The following is a 19,700-nucleotide window of genomic DNA, read 5'->3' as shown; positions in this document are numbered from 1 at the left end:
ACGAGAAAGGTAATTCGATGGCTAAACCAGTCCGTCGAGGTGGCAGTGCGCTCAGTGCCGTCCTCGACACCATTGTCAGCGTGATCACGTTGCCCTTCCGGGCGCTGGGCCGACTGTTCGGCCGCGGCGGCAATCGCCGTCCCCGCTGAGTTAGGCGTTGTTCGGACAGCTCCCGAGCGATCCCAACTCGGCCTCGCCCCGGCGAAGCGCCTCGAAGGCCTCCCGGAGATCACGCGCCTCCGGCAGCCGGCGCGCCTCGACCGCGGACACGACCTCGGCGGCCCGCCAGTGGTTGGACGGCACCACCCGCCCGGACAGGATCGCCTGCTGCGCGGAGTCACAGGCTTCGTCGAGCCGGTCGGTGACCAGGAGGGCGAGCGCGAGGTCGAGCTTGGCGGCCGCCACCCGACGAGGCCACGTGCCGTCAACGGGCTGGAGCCGGGCGATGATCTCGCGGGCGTAGGTCTCCGCGGCCGGGTCGCCGACCCACGCCAGCGTGGTGGCGACATAGGCCACCGACTTGTCCGGGTCGTACCGGTAGTGGTGCTCGGCCCGGTCCGGTCGTTTGCGGGGTGAGACCAGCCTGTTGACGCGCTCGATCGCGTCGTAGGTTTCCCGGGGTTGGTGCAGCCGCGCCAGGGCACGACCTTCCTGAGCGGTGGCCTGGATGGCGACAGAACTACCGACCGGGGCAAGTCCCTGGGCGGCGCGTGACAGTTCCAGCGCCCGCGGATAGTCGCCATCGGTCAGCACCCGCCACGCCTCGGTCTCCAAGCACCACGCCCGGATCTCGTCGTGTCCCGCGTGCTTGGCGAGACTCGCCGCGGTCCGCAGCCGGGCCGTCGCCGCGACCGACTGGTTCAGGTCGACGTGCACCGTGGCGGCCAGCAGCGACAACCACCCACCGATCACGACGAGCCGCTTCCGCTCGTCGAGCGTCATCCGACTGTCCAACAGCGTCCCGACGTAGGTCAGATGCCGGCGCAGCCGGACCAGCAACTCGGCCGGCGGCGTCACCGGGTAAGCCATCGCGAGTTCGTCGAAAGCCAGTTCGAGGCTCGTCAACGTCTCCTCACCGACATCACTGGCCGCGACCCGACGAGCCAGCTCGACCGCGGCCAACTCGTCGTCAACAGCAGACCGACCGAGTGGCGCCTTCTGGAACTCGTCCGCCTTCGCCCGCGCGACGGCCAGTTCACGCGATCGGACGTCCGCCTCGTACTCCCGCCTGGCCGCGTCCAACTCCCGGAAGCCGGCTACCAGCCCACCGCCGGCTCGGCTGACCTCGTCGGCCAACCGCCAGAACGCGTCGTCAGCCCGAGTCCGCCCCTTCTCGATGTGCGACACGGTCGTGCGGTCGACAAAGGCGAGAGCGGCGAGTTGTCCCTGAGTCACCCCAGCCGCTTTCCGGAAAGCGGCAAGTCGTTCCCCCAACGCACGCCGAAGATCAGCGATCTCCGCTGGTTCCCTCGCCATACCTCCAGGGTAACCGCAGGTGATGACCAGTGTGGCAAGCACGCACACGTGGTTCCGCACATCCGTTGTTCCCCAGTTAACTGATCATCAACGACCCCGAGAACGGTAAGGAACGACGAACAATGCCCAGCTTCGCCGCCGCCAACCCCATCACCTGCACCCGCTCCAACGAGAAGCGCCGAATCCACGAGACCGCTCACCAGGACGGCGCCCTCATGCACGAAGTGACCGTAATCAACAACCTGCTCGGCCACTACGTCCTGCGCTTCCTCGACGCCGACTCCGGCCGCATGACCCCCATGAGCCCCGAGGACGAACGCACCCTGGCAACCCACCTGGCCACCCTCGCCACCGACATCCACACCCGCGCCAACCGCCGAGACCGCGACGGCGACGCCCCGCTCCTCGCCGCCCGCTGACCGCGTCCGAAGAGCCCGATGTCCACAGTGACCACCAACAACCGCACCATCGCGCCGTACATCACCAGTTGGTCGGCAGAGCAGCTGCCCGCCAGCCGCCTGGTCGAGCATCCGGGCCGCGGCCTCGCCTACACCGACGAGATCATCGCTGATCGGGACGACAAAGGCGTCCTCTGGCGCCGCTCAGTGTCACGTCCACGGCAGGGTCGGCCGGAGTTCGGCACCGTGCACCCGCTACGCCAGCGCCGAGCCATGCGCCGGCTCCTCTGTCAGGTCTGTGGCCAACCCGCGAACAGGACCGAGGCGGGCGTGCTGTGGCTCCTCAAGGACCATCGCACCGACTGGCCCGCCTGGCCGGAGAACATGGCCGTCACCGAACCACCGGTCTGCATCCCCTGCGTCGGCGTCGCCACCCGCCTGTGCCCAGCCCTACGGGCGGGCACCGCCCTCATCCGTGTCCGCCAACATCCGATCATCGGCGTCCGCGCGATCCTCCACCGCCAAAGCCCTTACGGCCCCATCCCGATCGACGAGGACCTCGTCCGCTACGACAACCCCGCCATCCGCTGGGCCTGCGCCACCAACCTCATCCGCGAACTCCACGACTGCACCATCATCAACCCGGACGACCTGTGCCCAAACTCAACCGCACCCTGATTCGCGACTGGCTCGAACACCACAACTGGTCCATCCGCCGCCTCGCCGAGGAATGCAGCGCCATCGGCGAAGACACCTTCGCGGAGGGCACGATGCGAAACGTGGTCAACGGCATCGACCCCATGCGCCCCGGTCGCATCCGAGTCATCTGCAAAGTCCTAGCCAAGTACGGAGACGGCATCCCGTACACGCGACTCGTTGATCATGATACGAACGAAACCACGTGACCGCGGCCCGCTGGCCGCCACTCGACCGACAGGGAATACACCCTGTATACCGGCATGTCGTATCGCATCGGAACCTTCTCGGCCGAAATCGCCAGGTGCTGGCCGAGACACTGATGTTCTCGGGGTCCGCGCCTGGCTGGCGATCGAATACGAGTGGCTCGTCGCCGTCAATGTCTGTGGACCCTGATCAGACTCTCGCCGGTGATAGTGAGCAGTTCCTCCAGGTGCTTACTCGTCGGTGCCGTAGTAGCCGACTCGGGAGCTGATCTCGTACGCGCCGGCGCAGACCTTCTCCGCCACCGCGGGAAACGACCCGGCGGCCAACCGGTACACCGGACCGGACACGCTGACCGCGGCGACCACCTCGCCGTCACCGCCACGAACCGGTGCCGCGACCGCGTTCAGGCCGATCTCCAGCTCCTCGTTGGTACACGCCCAACCGCGCTCCCGGACCAGCTCCAGCTCGGCGATCAACCGGGACCGGCTCGTGATCGTGCTCGGGGTGAACCGCTCGAGGACATCCAGGCCCGCGGCCAGGTCGTCCTCGCCCGCCCACGCGAGCAACACCTTTCCGCTGGACGTCGCGTGCAGCGGGGTGCGTTGGCCGATCCAGTTTCTGGCCGCCACGGCGGAATCGCCGTATTCCTGGGCGATGTTGGTCGCCTGTCCGGAATCCAGGATCGCGACGTTGAGGGTCGCGTCCAGTTCGGTGGCCAGTTTTCGGCATACGGGTTGGCTTTCCCTCGGCAGGTCGAGTGCGGCGGTGGTCGCGCCGGCCAGGCGGACGATGCCGAAGCCGAGGCGGTACTTGCCGCGTTCGGCGACCTGCTCCACGAGTTGGCGGCTCTCCAACGCGCCAACCAGCCGGAACGCGGTGGACTTGTGGACCTCGAGTTCGGCGGCCAGTTCGGTCACGCCGGCGACCCCGCGTCTCGCCAGGATGTCCAGGATCTCCAGCGCCCGGTCCACCGACTGGACCTGAACTGTCGGCGCCGTCTTGCCTGTCCGCCTCTCCCGTTCGTTCCGCATCACGCAATCGTACTCATCCGCGTCGGCCGAGCCGGGCAGCGGCGGCCCGGTGCACCACATATCCGCTTGTCAACGTCTTGTTTGCGGCGTGGCGGCGTAGTTACACTTCTCTTGGCTGAATTGCGTATAACGAATCGAGTTGTGTCATGCGCAACGATGAGCTGGCAGCCCTGCTGCGGCAACCTCGCTACGAGGTCATCCCCACGAAGTCCGTCGAGGACCGGATCCTCGCCATCGTCCCCCACGAGGTGACGATCACGGTCACCGCGTCCCCGGCCAAGGGGCTCGAACCGACTTTCGCGCTGGCCGAGCAGCTGGCCGCGCACGGCTACCGCGCCGTGCCGCACGTCTCCGCCCGGCTGGTCCGCGACGAGATCCATCTCAAGGAGCTGGTGGACCGGCTGGTCTGCGCCGGGATCGAGGACATCTTCGTCCCGGCCGGTGATTCGGCTTCGCCCGCTGGCAAATACGACGGCGCACTGGCTCTGTTGCGCGATCTCGCCGCGCTCGGCCGGCCGTTCGCGAATGTCGGCATCACCGGTTACCCGGAAAGCCATCCGCGAATCAACGACGACATCGTCGTTCAGGCCATGTGGGACAAACGCGCGCACGCCACCTACATCGTGAGCAACCTGTGTTTCGCCCCCAAGGTGCTCAACGCGTGGGTCGACCGGGTCCGCCGGCGCGGTGTCACGCTGCCGATCCTGCTCGGCCTCGCCGGGCCGGTCGAACGCGCGAAGCTGCTGTCCATGGCCACCAAGATCGGCGTCGGCGAGTCGACCAGGTTCCTGCTGCGGCACGGTTCCTGGTTCCTGCGCATGGCCACGCCCGGCGCGTACTCACCGGAACGGCTGCTCACCAGGACCCCACCGGACACCACCATCGCCGGCCTGCACGTCTACACCTTCAACCAGGTCGCGGAAACCGAGCAGTGGCGCGGAAACCTGCTCAGCGCACGGTGAGCAGACCGCGAAGTTCCAGCTCCAGCCCCAGATCGCCGACCGGCACCACCGCCAGCGGCAGACCGAGCACCGCCGCCGCCTCCCCCGCCATGGCGCGCAACGGCTCGGTCGGGCGCTGCGCCAGCCAGACCACGCGGCGGTAGTGACGGAAGTAGTCCTCCCGCAGCTCCGGGAACCGGTCAAGGCCCAGCTCCACCACCACCGAGCGGCGAAACGACAACACGAGGAAGTCGGTCAGTACATAGGTTCCCGGCTCGGCCGCGAACAGCGCGCGCATCCGCTCGACACCGGCGAACACGTCGTAACAGTGCGCCCCGCCAAGGCGCGGCACGCCCAGGCGACCGCAGACCTCGTCCAGCGCGCCATAAGTACCGCAGTCGGCGAACGCCACCCCGACCGTCGGATACCGGGCGCGCAGCGCCAGCACCTCGGCCTCGACCGCGGCGGCGATGCGGTCAGGATGGTTGTGCAGCAACGGTGGCAGCGGCCGCACGTGCAGCGGCCAGCCCCGGCGCGCGGCGATCTCCGTGACGTGCCAGGCGATCGCGCCGCAGGCGACCACGGCGGCCCGGTCAGTCGGGGAAGGCGAGCTGCTCGATGAACCGGTCGTTGAAGTCCTGGCGGTCGGAGAGTTCGACGTAGCGCACCTCCTCCAGCAACGTGCGCACCTCGGCGCGTTCGCGCATGGACAGCAGGGTCATCTTCGCGCCCTCACCGGCGACGTTGCCCGCGCTGACGATGCGCAGCACGGAAATGTCCGGCACCAGGCCAATCCGCACCGCGCTCGCCGGCGACAGGTAGCTACCGAACGACCCGGCGAGCAGCACCTGCTGGATGTCGCCGACCTCGACGCCCAGCTCCGCCACCAGCAGTCGCCAGCCGGTGGCGATCGCGGCCTTGGCGAACTGCAGCTCGCGTACGTCCCGTTGGGACAGATACACCGCGCCGGTCAGGTCGCCGGGATTTCCCTGCCAGTGCAGCACGAACACCCGCTCCGCGCCGACCTGGCACACCCGGTCGGCCAGGCCAGGCAATCGCCGCGCGGCCACGTCCGCGTCGGCGAGCCTGCCGGAGGAGTCCAGCAGGCCGACCTCGACCAACGCCGCCACCGCGTCCACCAACCCCGACCCGCACAGCCCGGTCGGCTCGACGTCGCCGATCACCTGCAACCGCACGTCATCCGGGGTGATCTTGACGACCTCGATCGCGCCGTCGGTGGCCCGCATCCCGCACCGGATCGCCGCGCCCTCGAAGGCCGGGCCGGCGGGTGCGGCGGTGGCCAGCAGGCGATGGCCGTCGCCGAGCACGATCTCGCAGTTGGTGCCGACATCGACGAACAGCCGCAGCCGCCGGTCCCGGTCCATGCCGGCGGCCAGCATGCCGGCGATGATGTCCCCGCCGACATAGGCGCCGAGCGCGGGGTGCACGTAGGCCGGGGCGCGCGGGTGCACCGCGACGCCCAGATCGCGCGCGAGCACCTCGGGCAGCGACCGGGTGGCCATCACGAACGGCGCCACCCCCAACGGCTCCGGGTCGATGCCGAGCACCAGCTGGGTCATGGTCGCGTTGCCCGCCAACGCGACCTCGTAGACCAGCGCCGGGTCGACGACCGCCTCCGCGCACACCTCCTCGGTCAGCTGCGCGAGGGTTTCCTTGGCCAGCTCGGTGAGTTTGGCCAATGCCGCCGGGTCCAGCATGGTGGCGCTGATCCGGGTGATCACGTCCGCGCCGAATGGCTGCTGCTTGTTCAGCATCGACCGCACCGCGGCCGGCGTGCCGGTGGCCAGGTCGAGCAGCGTGGCCACGACCGTGGTGGTGCCGAGGTCGAACGCGAGCCCGTACCGGTGCTCGCTGGTGTCCCCCGGCTCCACGTCGACCAGCCGGTTGTCCACGACCACCGCGGTGACCATGAAGTCGTTGTCCCGTAACGCCTTGGGCAGCGTGCGCAGGGCGTGCAGGTCGACGGTCAGCTCGAGGTCGTCCAGCGCGGCGAGCAGGCGTTCCAGGTCGCTGCGCTGGTCGGCGAGCGTCGGCTCGGTCAGCTCGACGAAGCGTTTCTGCACCGCGGGCCGCAGGATGACCTGCCGCCCGACGCCGACGGTCGCCGCCTTGGGCCGGGTGGCCAGCGGCGGCACGTCGACCGCGACGTCCGCCGCCGCCCTGGCCAGGCAGGCCAGCCGCCACCCGGCGGCCAGCTCAGCACCGGTGAACGCCCGCTCATCCATTGTGGACACCGGGATGTCGCCGGCGGTGACCTGGATCCGGCACTTCCTGCACGTGCCGTGCCCGCCGCAGGTCGAGTCGATGGCGATCCCGTTCCAGCTGGCCGCGTCGAACACCGCGACGCCCGGCGGGACGCGGATCTCCCGCCCGCTCGGCGAGAACGCGATCCGGACCCGCTCGGTCACGGCGCGGCCGCGGACTGCTGTGCCCGATAGGCCGCGATCCACCGACCGCCCCAGGCATCGTTGCCCAGCAACAGATCCGCCGCCCGCACCGACTCGACCAGTGCCGGTGTCCTGGCGTCCATGATCGCCGCGGTCAGCCCGCAGTGCATGGCCATCGGCAGGAAGGTCGAGCCGAGCGCGGCCCGGCCAGGCATGCCGAACGAGACGTTCGACGCGCCGACCACCATGTTGACGCCGAACTCCTCACGGATCAGCCAGATCGTCTCGAGGGTCTTGCGCACCAACGTGGTGTCCGCGCCGACCGGCATGGCCAGCGGGTCGATCACGATGTCGGCCAACGGAATGTCGTAGCGCCCGGTGGCCACGTCAATGATCTTCCTGGTGATCTCCAACCGCTTGCGCGGGTCGTCGGGGATCTCGTCCTCCTCGTTGGGCAACGCGATCACCGCCGCGCCGTGCCGCTGCACCAGCGGCAGGATGGCGTCGAGCCGGTCCTGCTCGCCGGTGACCGAGTTGACCAGCGCTTTGCCCTGGTACACCGACAATGCCGCGTCGAGGGCCTCGACCACCGAGGAGTCGATCACCAACGGCAGGTCGGTAAGGCTCTGCACGAGCCTGATCGCGCCGGCGAGCAGCTCGGCCTCGTCGGTGAGCGGCACCCCCATGTTGACGTCGAGCATCGTCGCCCCGCCGTCGACCTGCTGGCGCACGTCGACCTCGATGCGGGACAGGTCGCCCGCACGGAGTTGCTCGGAGAACTTCGACCGGCCGGTCGGGTTGATCCGTTCGCCGATCACGCAGAACGGCTCGTCCGGTCCGATCACGACCTTCCTGGTCGCGGAGGACAGAATGGTCTGCATGGCGCTCCTCAGGCTCCTCAGACGGGCATGGCGGATCTACGGCGCTGGATGAGCTCCTTGGCTCGCTTCACCGCCGCGGACGCGTCCGCGGCGTAGCCGTCGGCCCCGACGGCGTCGGCGTACTCCTGGGTGACCGGGGCGCCACCGACCATCACGATCACCTGGTCGCGCAGCCCGGCCTTCTGCAGCGCGTTGATGTTGGCCTTGAACATCGGCATGGTCGTGGTCAGAAACGCGGAGAAGCCAACGACATCCGGCCGGTACTCCTGGATCGCGGCGACGAACTTCTCCGGCGCGACCTGCACCCCGAGGTCGATCACGTGGAAACCCGCGCCCTCCAACATGATGTTGACCAGGTTCTTGCCGATGTCGTGCACGTCGCCCTTGACCGTGCCCATCAGGAACGTGCCAACCGACTCCGCGCCGGTCTCGGCCAGCAGCGGGCGCAGCACGTCCAGCGCGCCGCTCATCGCGCGGCCGGCGATCAGCATCTCCGGCACGAAGAAGTCGCCGCGCTCGAACCGGGCGCCGACCTCCTCCAGTGACGGGATCAGCGCGTCGAACAGCAACGACTCGGGGGTCATCCCGGAGTCCAGCCCGATCCTGGTCAGCTCCAGGACTCGCGGCGCGTTGCCGACCAGGGTCTCGTCGTAGAGAGCTCGAAGAATCTCCTGTGGCGTCGAAGGATCACTCACCTGGCACGTCCTCTCATGGCTTGTGACCGAGCAGCTGGGAGACCACTCGGGACTGTTCGACGAGCGTGGCGCCGATGCCCGGCACCTCGGTCTTGGTGATCCGGGTCGTCGACCCGGACACCGAGATCGCCGCCACCACCGAGCCGTCGGAGGCGTGCACCGGGGCGGCGATCGCGGCCAGGCCCTCCTCGAGTTCGTCCCAGGCAAGCGCCCAGCCGCGGCGGACGACCTCGGCCAGCTCACGCTCGAGCCGCGCGCGGGTCATCGACCGGTCGGTCGGCCACCGCAGCTCGCCCTTCTGCAACGCCATCACCCGGTTGGCGTAGAAGACCTTGCCGAGCGCGGTGCAGTGCGGGGGAACGGAGACGCCGAGCCAGTTGGTGGCGCCGAGCAGGAAGCTGGAGTCCACTTGGGCCACTTGGACCAGTTCGCCAGCGCGGGGCACGGCCAGGTTGACCGTCTCGCCGGTGAGCTCGCTGAGCCGGTCCATGGTCGGGCGGGCCAGCTCCACCAGGTCGCCGGTGGTGTCGTGGCGGGCGGCGTAGACCGCGAACAGCGGGCCCGGCCGGAACGAGCCGTCGCGGTCGCGGCGCACCAACCGGTTGCGCTCCAAGGCCTGTAACAGCCGGGAGGTCGTCGACTTGGCCAGGCCGAGGTCGTCGACCAGCGAGGTGAAACTGCGCGGATCGCTGGACTCGACGACCAACGCCAACAAAGCCGCCGCCCGATCCACCGCCTGACTACCGACCTGAGTCGTGACCGCCATAAGAGATCCACTTCTGGCGAAGTTCCATATTATGGAACCTGTGTTCCATAGGTTAAGCGTAGGATTCTGCTCGGCGCACAGTCAAGGTTCTGGAGGCCCGCGATGTTCCGGAATTCGTTGCCCCACTACGAGATCCTCTCGGGCGACGCGTTGGCGACCCTGGAGGCAGGCTGGCGAAGGCTGGTCTCCGAGATCGGGGTCGAGTTTCTTTCCGACCGCGCACTGGAACTGTTCCGGCAGGCCGGGCAGAAGGTCGACGGCAACAATGTCCGGTTCGATCCGGAATTCCTGCTCGAGCAGGTCGGCAGGGCGCCGGCGGAGTTCGACGTGCGGGCCCGCAACCCGGCGCACACCGTCCACATCGGTGGGGACGCCATGGCGTTCGGCGGCGTGTACGGTCCGCCGTTCGTCCGCGACGGCGAGGTCCGCCGGGACGCGACGATGGCCGATTTTCGCGATTTCGCCCGACTGGCACAGAGTTTCCCGGTGCTCGACTCGGCCGGCGGGGTGATCTGCGAGCCGAACGACGCGCCGCTGGACTCCCGGCACCTGTACATGACGTACGCGCTGCAGACGCTCACCGACAAGATCTACATGGGCAACGTGGTGTCCGGGGTCAACGCCGAGGACACCATCCGGATGACCGAGATCCTGTTCGGCGGCCGGGAGGAGATCGAGCGCACGCCGGCGACCATCTCCCTGATCAACTGCAACTCGCCGCTGCGCTGGGACGACCGGATGCTGGAGGCGCAGTTCGCGTACAGCTCGGCCAACCAGCCGGTGGTGCTCACCCCGTTCCTGTTGATGGGCGCCATGTCACCGGTGTCCATCCCGGCGGCCCTGGCCCAGCAGATCGCCGAGGCGCTGACCGGAATCGCGCTGTCCCAACTGATCCGACCGGGCGCGCCGGTGATCTTCGGATCGTTCCTGTCCAATATCGACATGCAGTCGGGTTCGCCGTGCTTCGGCACCCCGGAGTCCGCGATCGGGCTGCTGTGCACCGGGCAGATCGCCCGGCGGTTCGGCCTGCCGGTGCGGTCGGGTGGTGGGCTGACCTCCAGCCAGGTGCCGGACGCGCAGGCGGGCTACGAGGGCCTGATGACGATGCTGCCGACGTTCCTCGCCGGGATCAACTGGGTCATGCACACCGCCGGCTGGCTGGACGGCGGACTGGTGGCCTCCTACGAGAAGTTCGTGATCGACGTGCAGGTGTTGGAGATGCTGCAGAGCGAGTTCCGGCCGCTGGAGATCAGCGAGGAGTCGCTGGCGTTCGACGCGCACGCCGAGGTCGGCCACGGTGGCCATTTCCTTGGCGCGGCACACACTCTGGAACGATTCCGGGACTGTTTCTACCGCCCGTTCCTGTCCAGTTCGGACAACTACGACCGGTGGCTGCGCGGCGGCGCGAAGGACGCCGCGACCCGGGCCGGGGAGGTCGCCAAGCGCAAACTCGCGGAGTACGAGCAGCCACCGCTGGACGACGCGATCGAGGCCGAGCTCGCCGACTACGTCGCGCGCCGCCGCCACGAGCTCGGGGACTGAGGGTCAGTGCGCGACACCGAGTTCGGTGAGCAGGCCAAGGACGCGGCGCTCGATCTCGTCGCGGATCGGGCGGGTGTCCTCGACGGTTCTGCCGGCCGGGTCGTCGACGGTCCAGTCCAGGTAGCGCTTGCCGGGAAACACCGGGCAGGTGTCGCCACAGCCCATGGTGATCACCACGTCGGCGGCGCGCACGATGTCGTCGGTCCACGGTGTCGGGCGCTCGGCGGAGATGTCGATGCCACGTTCGGCCATCACGGCGACCGCGGCCGGGTTGAGCTCCGGTTTCGGCGCGGAGCCGCCCGACCACGCCCGTGCCCGGTCGCCGGCGAGGTGGCGGAAGAACCCCAGCGCCATCTGGGATCGGCCGGCATTGTGCACGCACAGGAACAACACGGTCGGTGTGGTCATGCTTTCATGCCTTTCTTCCCGAGAACCGGACCGCGGTCGTCAGCCGGTCGATCCGGTCGGTGAGGTCGCGGTAGGTGAGGTCGAACGCGGCCGGGGTGCCGGCGGCGGCCGGGTCGGGTACCGACCAGTGCAGCCGGGTGCCTGGTTCGACGAGCCGTTCGTGGGCGTTGTCGCACACCGCGACCACGAGGTCCTTGGGGCGCAGCACGTCGTCGAGGTGCGCGGTGCGGGCTCTGGCGAGGGGCAGACCGTGGGCGCGGGCGGTGGCCACGGCCAGCGGGTGCACGCGCGTGGCCGGCTCGGTGCCGGCGGAGGCGGCCGGCACCGTGCTGCGGCGTCGCCAGATGGCGCAGGCGAGTGGGGAGCGCGCGGAGTTCTGGGTGCAGACGAACACCACTCGTGGGGTGCGCAGCATGCCGGTGGGTGGGCTGGCGAGTGCGGTCGGGCGCAGGCGTAGGTAGGTGCGGCGGTGGTCGCCCGTCGAGCGGGAGCGTTCGACGATGCCGACCTGTTCGAGGAGCTTCACGTGGTGGGCCAACAGGTTGCTGGCCAGACCGAGCGCGCGGCCGAGCTCGCTGGGGCTGGCGTCGCCGAGCAGCAGGCGGTCCACGATCGCCAACCGCGCCGGCTCGCCGAGCGCCGCGTGCAGCCGCGCCCGCGCCACCACCTCGGCACTCCACTCAACGCCCATTGACTCAATACTCATTGACCAACCCGCCCGCGTCAACCCCCCGCCCGGACACCCGGTGCAGCGAAGGGTCCCTTCGCTGCGCTGGACGCAGTGAAGGGACCCTTCACTGCGGTTGGGCTCACATCGAGGTGAGGACGTTTCCGGCTTGCGTTGGGTTGGTGACCGCCCAGGTCGCGCCGGCGTCGCGTAGCTGCGCGGTGCTCACCTTGCCGGTCGCCACGCCGATGACCCGCACGCCGGCCACCAAGCCGGCCTTGACGTCGTTGAGGGTGTCGCCGACGAGCACGGTGGTGTCGTTGCCGAACAGGGCTTCCCCACGCCGGTTGGCTCGTCGGTGGGCGACCGGGCACCAACTCTGCGCGCTCGTGGTGGTCGTCGCCATAGGCGCCGGCCTCGAGGTCGAAGGCCCGCCAACTTGATCTGGGCCACCGCGCGCAGGTTGCCGGTGAGCACGAATTGGTGGATCGCCACCGAGTCGTCAGCCGGTGAGATCCCGTTGATCCGCAACGTCTCGTGCAGGACGGCGAGTTCCGTCTGGCCGGCGACGCCGGCCAGTTCTGTGAGCGGCCGGTCAGTGGCGGCCGAATAGGGTGTGGTCGATGTCCCAGAGCACCAACAGGGACGGTGGCATCACGTGTCCTTTCGACGTCGCCTGAACAAGCCGCGGCGACTGGTGTACGCGTCCAGCCCGATCTGCCGAAGAATCCCGTCGACGTTGGCCGCGCCGAGGCTGCTGTAGGTCGCTCGTGCCCATTCTGCCGCCGCCGCGAGGGACTCGGGCTGGTCGTGTTGCCGGAGCGCACCGATCATGTTCTTGAGCTCGGAGTTGGATCGCCCCTTCAGCGACCCGAACACCACAAGTTTCGCGGCGTGCGATTCGCCGGCACCGAACAGGAACGCGACGTCGCGCGCGATGGCCTGGACACCTCGCTGGGGCGCCGTCACGCTGCCGAGTACCGCCCGGGCATACGCCTCGAAATGAGCTGCGCGCAGACCGTCCAGCAGGGTCGTGAGCCGATCCACGGGCTGGTCGAGCAGAAAGCGAAGTGCCGGATCGCCACTGCTGTCCGGTGCTGACCCCAACGCGTCGATGATCGACGCGAAGGTTGGATTACCCGCTCGTACCGCGAGGAACATCAGCAGTTTGGCATCGTCGACGGGCAGGTGTCGCAGCGACCTGGCGATATCCCCACCGTGACCGGTGTGGACGATGTCGGCGAACACCTTCTCCTTGGTTTTCGGATTCATGTACTGGATGCTGATGGGCAACAACTTGCCCCGGAGGGTGTCCGAGCTCGCGATCAAGTTCCTGAGTTGACCCGCGACGACCGAACGCCCGGCCACCAATGCGTCCAGCACTTCGGCGACCTCGTTCGCCGTACGCTGAATCACCTTTCGGAGAACGCGTTGGTGATCAGCCTCCGCACAGAGGTCGAGCAGGTCCAGCACCGTCCGCGGCGGTACCCGACCTGCGACCTCGTCAAGCAGTTTCCCAGCGTCGACCGGCCGGCCTTCTTCACGGAGCGCTGTGATGATCTCCTGAATGGCAGCCGCGGGCCGAGCCACCATGGCACGTAAGCACAGTGCGTACGCCGCCTCGTCATGATCTCGGGCCCGCAGTTCGGCGGCGAGGAAGACCACGTCGGCGACCGGCAGGACCGCCGCCGCCCGGGTCAGGCCAAGGTCAGCGTGCGACCCCTGGTCGGTGTCCCAGAACGCGGACACGATCTCGAGTAGTAACCCGACGTCCTCGGCGCCCTCGATCACGGCCCCGGCGAGCCGACCGCTGTCCTCTCCCCGACCCGCGTCGGCCATCGCCTGGCAAAGTTGCGCGACGACGACCGGTGGGCGGGTAGCCACGGTCCTCGCCGACGCGGCGTAGAGCCCGAACGCGGTCTCCTGCCGACCGACCGCGCGGAGTTCGTCGGCCAGGGCCACGACGGCCGGCCCGGGCAGTTTGCTCACCGCCCGGTCGATCAGACCGTCCACCTCTTCGCGTAGTCCAGCCACCCACAGCGCGTTGACCAGCCCGATCAACGATGACCTGGCCTGTGCGGTGTCGAGCGCGGCGTCCAGCAGTTCGATGAGTTCGTCGCCGCGTCTGCCGGCCTGCAGCAGGTGAGCCAGAGTCGCCACATCGGCCACTCGACCGGTACCGACGGCCCGCACCAGGTCGACGGCCTCGGTCGGCAGGCCGATCTCGTGCAACGCGTCGATGATCCGCAGCACCTCCACCGCCGGGCGCTGAGCGGCGGCCGTGATCACGACCCGGATGTCGGCAGGCCCCTGTCGGCGGAGCAGTTCGATGATGGCCGCGACCTCCTGGTCGGCCCGCAGCGCCGCCGATGCGGCCAGGACCTGCTTGGCGAACCGCTCCTGCCCGTTGGCCCGCAGTGCCCGTACCTCGGCGTACATGTCGGCCGGGCGGCGGCGGAGCAGTGGCTCCAGACCGACCGGTGGTCGGGGCAGTTCCCGCGTGGGCACGTCCGCGGCTTCCTCGGTACGGCGGCCGGACCCTCTGCGGTTGCGCACCAGCGCGATCGCCTTGCCGTCGTTGCGGGTCCGCTGCTGAGGTACGGGGAAACGCCTGGCCTGCAGGTCTGCCCGTACGTGGTAGAACAGCGTCTCCATGTCCAGCAGGTCCGGCCCGTCCGGCACGCCGTGAGCCAGCTTGTCGACCAACGCGCCGGTGAACGCGGTGTAGTCCTCGCCGACCGGGGCAAGCGCCAGACTCGTCTCCGCCGAAGCAGTCATGAGGTAGGTGCCGTCGACTCGGGCGTGGTCGGCCAGATCGACCGGGCCGCTCATGCCGCCCTGCAGTGCGCGACCGCTGTAGCAGCAGTCCAGGATCACCACCTTGCCGTAACAGGCGCGTGCGGTACTGACGACCTCACGACGGATGTCGTCGTAGCGCACCGCCCGGTACAACCGGTCCTGGTCCGATTCCGGCAGAGCGAGGAACAGGTCGGACCGGTCGTCGAGCAGGCCGTGTCCGGCGAAGTAGAACAGCAACGCGTCCGAGGCCGCCGACGCCGCGGTGTGTACGGCGTCCATTACCTCTTCGAAGGCGGTGGGATTGAGCAGGACCGTGCAGTGCTCGTCCGGCAGCCCCCACAGATCGACGTCGGTGATCACCTGTCGCAGCGTCGCCAGGTTGTTGCCCACCGCCGGCAACTGTTCGAGCGAGCGGTATTCCGAAACTCCGACCAGGACCGCACGCGACGCTTCGGGATGGGGCAGCCCGGACCGCGGCGCGGACACCTCAGGCGCCGTCTTCCGTGGTGGTCAGTGGCAGGTTCAGCTTCTTGAGCAGGTCGAGTTGCTCAGCCGACACCGCGCCGACGACGTTGATCGTGAACGATGGGCTGTCTTTTCTGCTTCGCTGGAAGTTCGCCAGGGCGAGGCCGAGATTGCCAAGACCCGTCAATGTGCTGAAAGACAGGCAGATGACCTCGAACGCACCCATGTGACCGGCACCGGGCGACCCGGCCGTACTGAGCTTCGTGGAGCGCACGACATCGACGTCCTCGCGAAGCCAGTGATAGAACTGCTCCAACGCCTGTTCGTCTCCCCCGGCACTGATCGTCAGCTCCACCGAACCTCCATTCAACGGTGATGTCTCCATCATCGCGCCATGCGCCACGACGTAACAGAATTCCCGCTGCGGGTTCTTTACCGGGCGTTGGTGGCCGTTCTGCGGAGTTTGCCGCGGAGGGCTCGGCGGGCGACTGGGCCGAGGTCGTCCAGGACCTCGACGAGGATGGCGAGTCGGTCGAGGGCGTCCAGGGCGGCGGTGGCGCCCTGGGGGTCTACGCCTTCGTACAGTTCCAGGCCGATGAAGGCGGCGCTCACGGCGCGGGCCAGGCCGGGGGTGTCGATCGCCTCGGCTGCCGGGGAGTCGGCGAGCAGGCGGGTGAGGGCCTGTTCGATCGGGGTGATCCACAGGTGCAGGGCGGCGGAGGTGGCTTCGGCGAGGGTGGGGTCGGACTGGGCGCCGGCGAGCATCTGGGCCAGCACGGTGACGTTGCCTACTGCGCGTTCCTCGGTGTGCAGGGTGCGGCCGAGAGCGAGGAGTTGGCGTAGGTCGGTGATCTGGTTCAGGCGCTCGGTGAACGGGGTGACTATGGCGCTGGTCGCGGCCAGGCACGCGGCCCTGAGCAGGTCGTGCACGCTGCCGAAGTGGTAAAAGACCAGTGCCTGGTTGACCCCGGCGGTGGCCGCGATGCTCCTGGCCGACGTGCCGGCGAAACCATGGGTGCGGATGGTCTCGATCGCGCCGTCGATCAGGCGCTGTCTGGTGTCGGCCACGGGGTCACGGTAGAGGCTCCTCGGTGGTGGTGAGCGACGCGGCGGGGTGGGGGCGCCGGTCGGGTGGGGCGTCGGGGCAGTACTCGAAATGCCACCACTCGTTGTCGTAGACGCGATAGAGGTGATACGGCTGGCCGTGTTCCTCCAGCCAGCGGGCGCCCTCGACCGGGCGGATGTCGAGGGCGGTGCCCAGGACATGGTGGGACTCCTGTGGGGGCAGGGCCCGTCGTCTGGCCGCCGCTGGTGATCCGCTGCGGCGGACCTCGTCGGCGAACAGTCGTGCCTGGATGGCTGGGGGCCGGTAGCCGGATGTCAGGCCGATCACCACGCCGTCACGCCACAGGGCCTTGGCTCGCGCCGCGGTGAACGCGGCTCGGGTGGCCGGGGTCAGGCCGGTGAGGTTCTCGGCGGGGAACCGTGCGGCCAGGGCCCAGTGGCCGGCCAGTTCTCGAGCTCGGTTGGGGGCGATCACCGTGGCCATCGGTAACAGCGCCAGCGCCAGCATCCGGGTGATCACCCGGTAGCCACGGTCCCGAAGACGATCGGGCATGACTCCTCCTGCCTTTTGAGCACTCGCTCAAAAGGCAGGTTAGTGGATGTTTGAGCAGTCGCTCAAGTGCCCGTGTGTTGGGGTTGTCGGCGGAGTTGGGTGATGACCGTGGTCTGTTTGCCGGCGAGGGAGGTGGCGAGTAGGCGGCTGAAGCCCGGCAGGTGGGACAGCGCCAGCATGGTGCGGCGTAACCGGACCTGCGTGGACGAGTTCGGCAGGAACCAGCGGACCGCCTTGCGGCCGACCAGCTGCTTCTCCTCGACCACCGGGCGCCACACCTGCTCGTAGGCATCCAGGCCGGCCTCGATCGAGTCGGCACGGTGTAACCGCTCGGCCAACACGAAGGCGCCGGCGATGGCCAGTGACGCACCCTGGCCGGCCAGCAGTGACACGGCCTGGCAGGCGTCGCCGACAAGCACCACCCGGCCACGGCGCCAGCGCGGCAGCTCGACCTGCGCGACCTGGTCGTAGTACAGCTCGCTGGCCGGCGGGCAGTGGGCCAGCACGCGGGGCACCACCCAGCCCAGCGAGCCGTACTCGGCCTGCAGCGTGGCCCGGGGGTCGGCGGGTAACACCGGGTCGGTGGCGCGGTGCACGGCGAACGCCGCCACGCGTCCGTCGCGCAGGCAGTAGAGGCCCAGTTGCCGGTCGACGGAGTCGGTGAGGCAGAAGCGGTCGCCGACCTCGGCGTGGATCTCGGGGTCGTCGAAGGTGAACGCGGCGGTGTGGAAGCCGAGGTGGCGCAGGTAGTCCGACTCGGGCCCGAACACCAGGCCGCGCACGGTCGAATGGATGCCGTCGGCCCCGACGAGCAGGTCGGCGTGCAGGACCTCGCCGTCGGTCAGGGTGATCGTCACGCCGTCGCCGTGGTCGTCTAGCTGGGTGAGGCTGCTGGAAAACCGCAGGTCCACGTTGTCGGGTAGGTGTTCACGCAGCGCGAGTTCGAGGTCTGGGCGCATGATGCTCGTCAGCCGGCCGGCCACGGACCGGGAGAAGTCCGCGTAGCTGATCCGCGCGCGACGCCGGCCGGTCGGGTCGATGAACGACACCTCGTCGACGCGGTGGCCGAGCTCCCTTATCCGGGGTAGGACTCCGGCCGCTTCGGCGGCGTCGAACCCGGCGCCGAAGAAGTCGATCATGTAGCCCTGGGCGCGGGGCCCTGGCGCCTTCTCCAGCACCACGACGTGCCAGCCGAGCACCGACAATCGTTGCGCGATGGCCAGACCGGCGATGCCGGCACCGCAGATCACCGCCTTCACAGGTCTTCTCCTTCCACGGGCGTGAGTCTGGTCAGGACGAGCGTGATGGCCTCGGCGGTCAGGGTGTGGTCCAGCGCGCGTTGGATCACCAGGCCGTCGATGGCCGAGCCCAGCACCGCGGCGGTGGCCGAGGGCGCGGGCACCCCGTGTTCGCCGAGCCAGGCACCGAGTTGGTCGCGGAACTCGACCGTGATGTCGGCGATCGCGTCGCGCAGTTGCCGGTCGCGGGTGGCGGCCAGGTAAGTCTCCATGAACACCACCGAGGTCGGGTCGCTGCCGGTGTAGCCGTCGAGCCAGCCGGCCAGTAGGCGCACGGCGTCGGCGGGGGTGCCCGCCTGCGCCAACAGCGGGCCGAGGGCGTCGGCGGTCTCGCGCATCACGCCGACCGCGGCCTCAGTCAGCAATGCCGCCACCGACGAGAAGTGGTAGTGCACCAAGCCGGCGGCCACACCCGCCCGTTCGGCCACCATCCGGGTGCTGACCGCGGCCCAGCCCCGTTCGGCGATCAGCTCCGCGGCCGCGCTGACTAATCGGCGCCGAACGTCCCTGCCTCGCTCCGCCGCCGTCGGCATGGCATCACCTCCGTCTTGGTCGATCGCCCTGGGCGAATGCCCAAACTGTAGCACGGGGGTCAGGGGCGTGCGATCAGGGAGAACTCGGTGCCGAACGGGTCGGTGACCAGGGCCGACCGGCCGTACGGGGCGTCCTCCGGGTCGGCGGCCGAGCCCCCGGCGTCCCGGACCAAGGCCACGGTCGCGTCCGTGTCGGCCACCTCGAACACGGTCGCCCAGGCGGAAACCGGGGCGTCGGCCAGGCCCAGGATGCCCCCGATCTCCTTGCCGTCCGGCCGGCGCAGGAAGGTGAAGTCCATCCCGGGAAGGTCCTCGTTGCCGTCCAGCGTGAAGTCGAAGACGCCGGTGTAGAACGCCCGCGCGGCCGGCGCCGCCGCCGTCACGAGGTCGTTGCGGACCAGCGTGTCGGGCTCGTTCACCAGGCGGCACCCCGGCTGCGCGCGCCCCTGCCACAGCCCGAACCGCGCACCGGTGGGATCGACGACCATGGCCACGCGCGCGCGGTCGCCGACCTCCCTCGGCTCGTCGACCACCGTGCCACCGGCGGCGGCGACCCGTTTGGCGGTGGCGTCACAGTCGTCGGTGGCGAGGTGGACGGTCCAGCCGTGACCGGCCGCCGAGTCGGCGACCGGACGCAGACCCGCGACCGGCAGGCCGCGCACCAGACAGTCGAGGCCACTCGCGGACGCACCGAACTCCCAGCCAAACACCGCCCCGTAGAACTCGGTCGCGGCGCGCGGATCGACGACCGCGAGGTCGATCCAGGTCGGCGTACCGAGCGGCTGATTGCGGTCGATCTGACTCATCGGATGCTCCCTTGCTGGCTGAGTTGCTGACTCGGCCGACGCTAGGTCCCATCTAGGTCAACGAA

General features: G+C 69.1%; 22 protein-coding genes. 5 read left to right on the top strand and 17 right to left on the bottom strand.

The features are described 5' to 3' along the window. Positions 1-150 precede the first annotated feature (150 nt). Complete coding sequence (locus ACYVIP_RS02425; RefSeq protein WP_460391465.1) at positions 151-1,476, bottom strand: helix-turn-helix domain-containing protein; 1,326 nt, start codon at positions 1,474-1,476, stop codon at positions 151-153. 122 nt (positions 1,477-1,598) lie between these two features. Between ACYVIP_RS02425 and ACYVIP_RS02420 the strand changes: the two genes are divergently transcribed. From ACYVIP_RS02420 to ACYVIP_RS02410, 3 genes are read left to right on the top strand one after another with little or no spacing between them, the layout of a single operon-like run. Further along, positions 1,599-1,895 carry a hypothetical protein gene (locus ACYVIP_RS02420; RefSeq protein ID WP_460391463.1) on the top strand — a complete coding sequence of 99 codons (297 nt, stop codon included), beginning with the start codon at positions 1,599-1,601 and terminating at the stop codon, positions 1,893-1,895. 18 nt (positions 1,896-1,913) lie between these two features. Then, a complete protein-coding gene (locus ACYVIP_RS02415) occupies positions 1,914-2,552 on the top strand; it encodes a hypothetical protein (protein ID WP_460391461.1) in 639 nt (212 codons plus the stop codon). Further along, positions 2,528-2,779, top strand: coding sequence for a hypothetical protein (locus ACYVIP_RS02410; RefSeq protein WP_460391459.1), 252 nt, complete (start codon positions 2,528-2,530; stop codon positions 2,777-2,779). Before ACYVIP_RS02415 ends, ACYVIP_RS02410 begins: the two co-directional genes overlap by 25 nt. A gap of 228 nt (positions 2,780-3,007) precedes the next feature. On the opposite strand, the gene ACYVIP_RS02405 is transcribed toward ACYVIP_RS02410, so the two are convergent. Further along, complete coding sequence (locus ACYVIP_RS02405) at positions 3,008-3,808, bottom strand: IclR family transcriptional regulator (protein ID WP_460391457.1); 801 nt, start codon at positions 3,806-3,808, stop codon at positions 3,008-3,010. A 146-nt stretch (positions 3,809-3,954) separates the two neighbouring features. Here ACYVIP_RS02405 and ACYVIP_RS02400 point away from each other — a divergent pair, with 146 nt between their 5' ends. Next, a complete protein-coding gene (locus ACYVIP_RS02400; protein WP_460391455.1) occupies positions 3,955-4,770 on the top strand; it encodes a methylenetetrahydrofolate reductase in 816 nt (271 codons plus the stop codon). On the opposite strand, the gene ACYVIP_RS02395 is transcribed toward ACYVIP_RS02400, so the two are convergent. The 5 genes from ACYVIP_RS02395 to ACYVIP_RS02375 are packed head-to-tail and all read right to left on the bottom strand — an operon-like array spanning position 4,757 to position 9,499. Next, positions 4,757-5,332: a DUF1638 domain-containing protein gene (locus ACYVIP_RS02395; RefSeq protein WP_460391453.1), complete on the bottom strand. Its 576-nt coding sequence runs from the start codon at positions 5,330-5,332 to the stop codon at positions 4,757-4,759. The two genes, ACYVIP_RS02400 and ACYVIP_RS02395, sit on opposite strands and share 14 nt — an antisense overlap. A gap of 10 nt (positions 5,333-5,342) precedes the next feature. Beyond that, positions 5,343-7,178, bottom strand: coding sequence for an ASKHA domain-containing protein (locus ACYVIP_RS02390; RefSeq protein ID WP_460391451.1), 1,836 nt, complete (start codon positions 7,176-7,178; stop codon positions 5,343-5,345). Beyond that, positions 7,175-8,038: a dihydropteroate synthase gene (locus ACYVIP_RS02385; protein WP_460391449.1), complete on the bottom strand. Its 864-nt coding sequence runs from the start codon at positions 8,036-8,038 to the stop codon at positions 7,175-7,177. The genes ACYVIP_RS02390 and ACYVIP_RS02385 overlap by 4 nt, the downstream gene beginning before the upstream one ends. A 17-nt stretch (positions 8,039-8,055) precedes the next feature. Next, the gene (locus ACYVIP_RS02380; RefSeq protein ID WP_460391447.1) at positions 8,056-8,733 is read right to left on the bottom strand and encodes a corrinoid protein; all 678 of its coding nucleotides are present in this window, start codon (positions 8,731-8,733) and stop codon (positions 8,056-8,058) included. Positions 8,734-8,746: 13 nt separating this feature from the next. Then, the gene (locus ACYVIP_RS02375; RefSeq protein WP_460391445.1) at positions 8,747-9,499 is read right to left on the bottom strand and encodes an IclR family transcriptional regulator; all 753 of its coding nucleotides are present in this window, start codon (positions 9,497-9,499) and stop codon (positions 8,747-8,749) included. A 102-nt stretch (positions 9,500-9,601) separates the two neighbouring features. Here ACYVIP_RS02375 and ACYVIP_RS02370 point away from each other — a divergent pair, with 102 nt between their 5' ends. Beyond that, a complete protein-coding gene (locus ACYVIP_RS02370) occupies positions 9,602-11,041 on the top strand; it encodes a trimethylamine methyltransferase family protein (protein ID WP_460391443.1) in 1,440 nt (479 codons plus the stop codon). Positions 11,042-11,044: 3 nt separating this feature from the next. On the opposite strand, the gene ACYVIP_RS02365 is transcribed toward ACYVIP_RS02370, so the two are convergent. The 10 genes from ACYVIP_RS02365 to ACYVIP_RS02320 all read right to left on the bottom strand — a co-directional run bounded on the left by ACYVIP_RS02365 (position 11,045) and on the right by ACYVIP_RS02320 (position 19,635). Continuing rightward, positions 11,045-11,449, bottom strand: coding sequence for an arsenate reductase ArsC (locus ACYVIP_RS02365; RefSeq protein WP_460391441.1), 405 nt, complete (start codon positions 11,447-11,449; stop codon positions 11,045-11,047). A gap of 4 nt (positions 11,450-11,453) precedes the next feature. Then, positions 11,454-12,155: an arsenate reductase/protein-tyrosine-phosphatase family protein gene (locus ACYVIP_RS02360; protein WP_460391439.1), complete on the bottom strand. Its 702-nt coding sequence runs from the start codon at positions 12,153-12,155 to the stop codon at positions 11,454-11,456. 103 nt (positions 12,156-12,258) lie between these two features. Further along, a complete protein-coding gene (locus tag ACYVIP_RS02355; protein ID WP_460391437.1) occupies positions 12,259-12,522 on the bottom strand; it encodes an HAD family hydrolase in 264 nt (87 codons plus the stop codon). Positions 12,523-12,770: 248 nt separating this feature from the next. Then, entirely contained in the window at positions 12,771-15,401 is a 2,631-nt protein-coding gene (locus ACYVIP_RS02350) for a caspase, EACC1-associated type (RefSeq protein WP_460391435.1), read from the bottom strand. Position 15,402: 1 nt separating this feature from the next. Next, entirely contained in the window at positions 15,403-15,735 is a 333-nt protein-coding gene (locus ACYVIP_RS02345) for an effector-associated constant component EACC1 (RefSeq protein ID WP_460391433.1), read from the bottom strand. Between the two features lie 77 nt (positions 15,736-15,812). Beyond that, positions 15,813-16,448, bottom strand: a complete 636-nt coding sequence (locus tag ACYVIP_RS02340; RefSeq protein WP_460391431.1) for a TetR/AcrR family transcriptional regulator — start codon at positions 16,446-16,448, stop codon at positions 15,813-15,815. Between the two features lie 4 nt (positions 16,449-16,452). Continuing rightward, on the bottom strand, positions 16,453-16,998 hold the full coding sequence (locus ACYVIP_RS02335) for a D-alanyl-D-alanine carboxypeptidase family protein (RefSeq protein ID WP_460391429.1): 546 nt from the start codon (positions 16,996-16,998) through the stop codon (positions 16,453-16,455). 62 nt (positions 16,999-17,060) lie between these two features. Further along, complete coding sequence (locus tag ACYVIP_RS02330) at positions 17,061-18,257, bottom strand: FAD-dependent monooxygenase (RefSeq protein ID WP_460391427.1); 1,197 nt, start codon at positions 18,255-18,257, stop codon at positions 17,061-17,063. Further along, the gene (locus ACYVIP_RS02325; protein WP_460391425.1) at positions 18,254-18,829 is read right to left on the bottom strand and encodes a TetR/AcrR family transcriptional regulator; all 576 of its coding nucleotides are present in this window, start codon (positions 18,827-18,829) and stop codon (positions 18,254-18,256) included. Before ACYVIP_RS02325 ends, ACYVIP_RS02330 begins: the two co-directional genes overlap by 4 nt. Before the next feature lie 59 nt (positions 18,830-18,888). Continuing rightward, positions 18,889-19,635: a VOC family protein gene (locus ACYVIP_RS02320; protein ID WP_460391423.1), complete on the bottom strand. Its 747-nt coding sequence runs from the start codon at positions 19,633-19,635 to the stop codon at positions 18,889-18,891. Positions 19,636-19,700 lie beyond the last annotated feature (65 nt).

This window comes from Actinophytocola sediminis (assembly GCF_054779715.1).
This window is presented reverse-complemented; position numbering and strand designations above follow the sequence as displayed.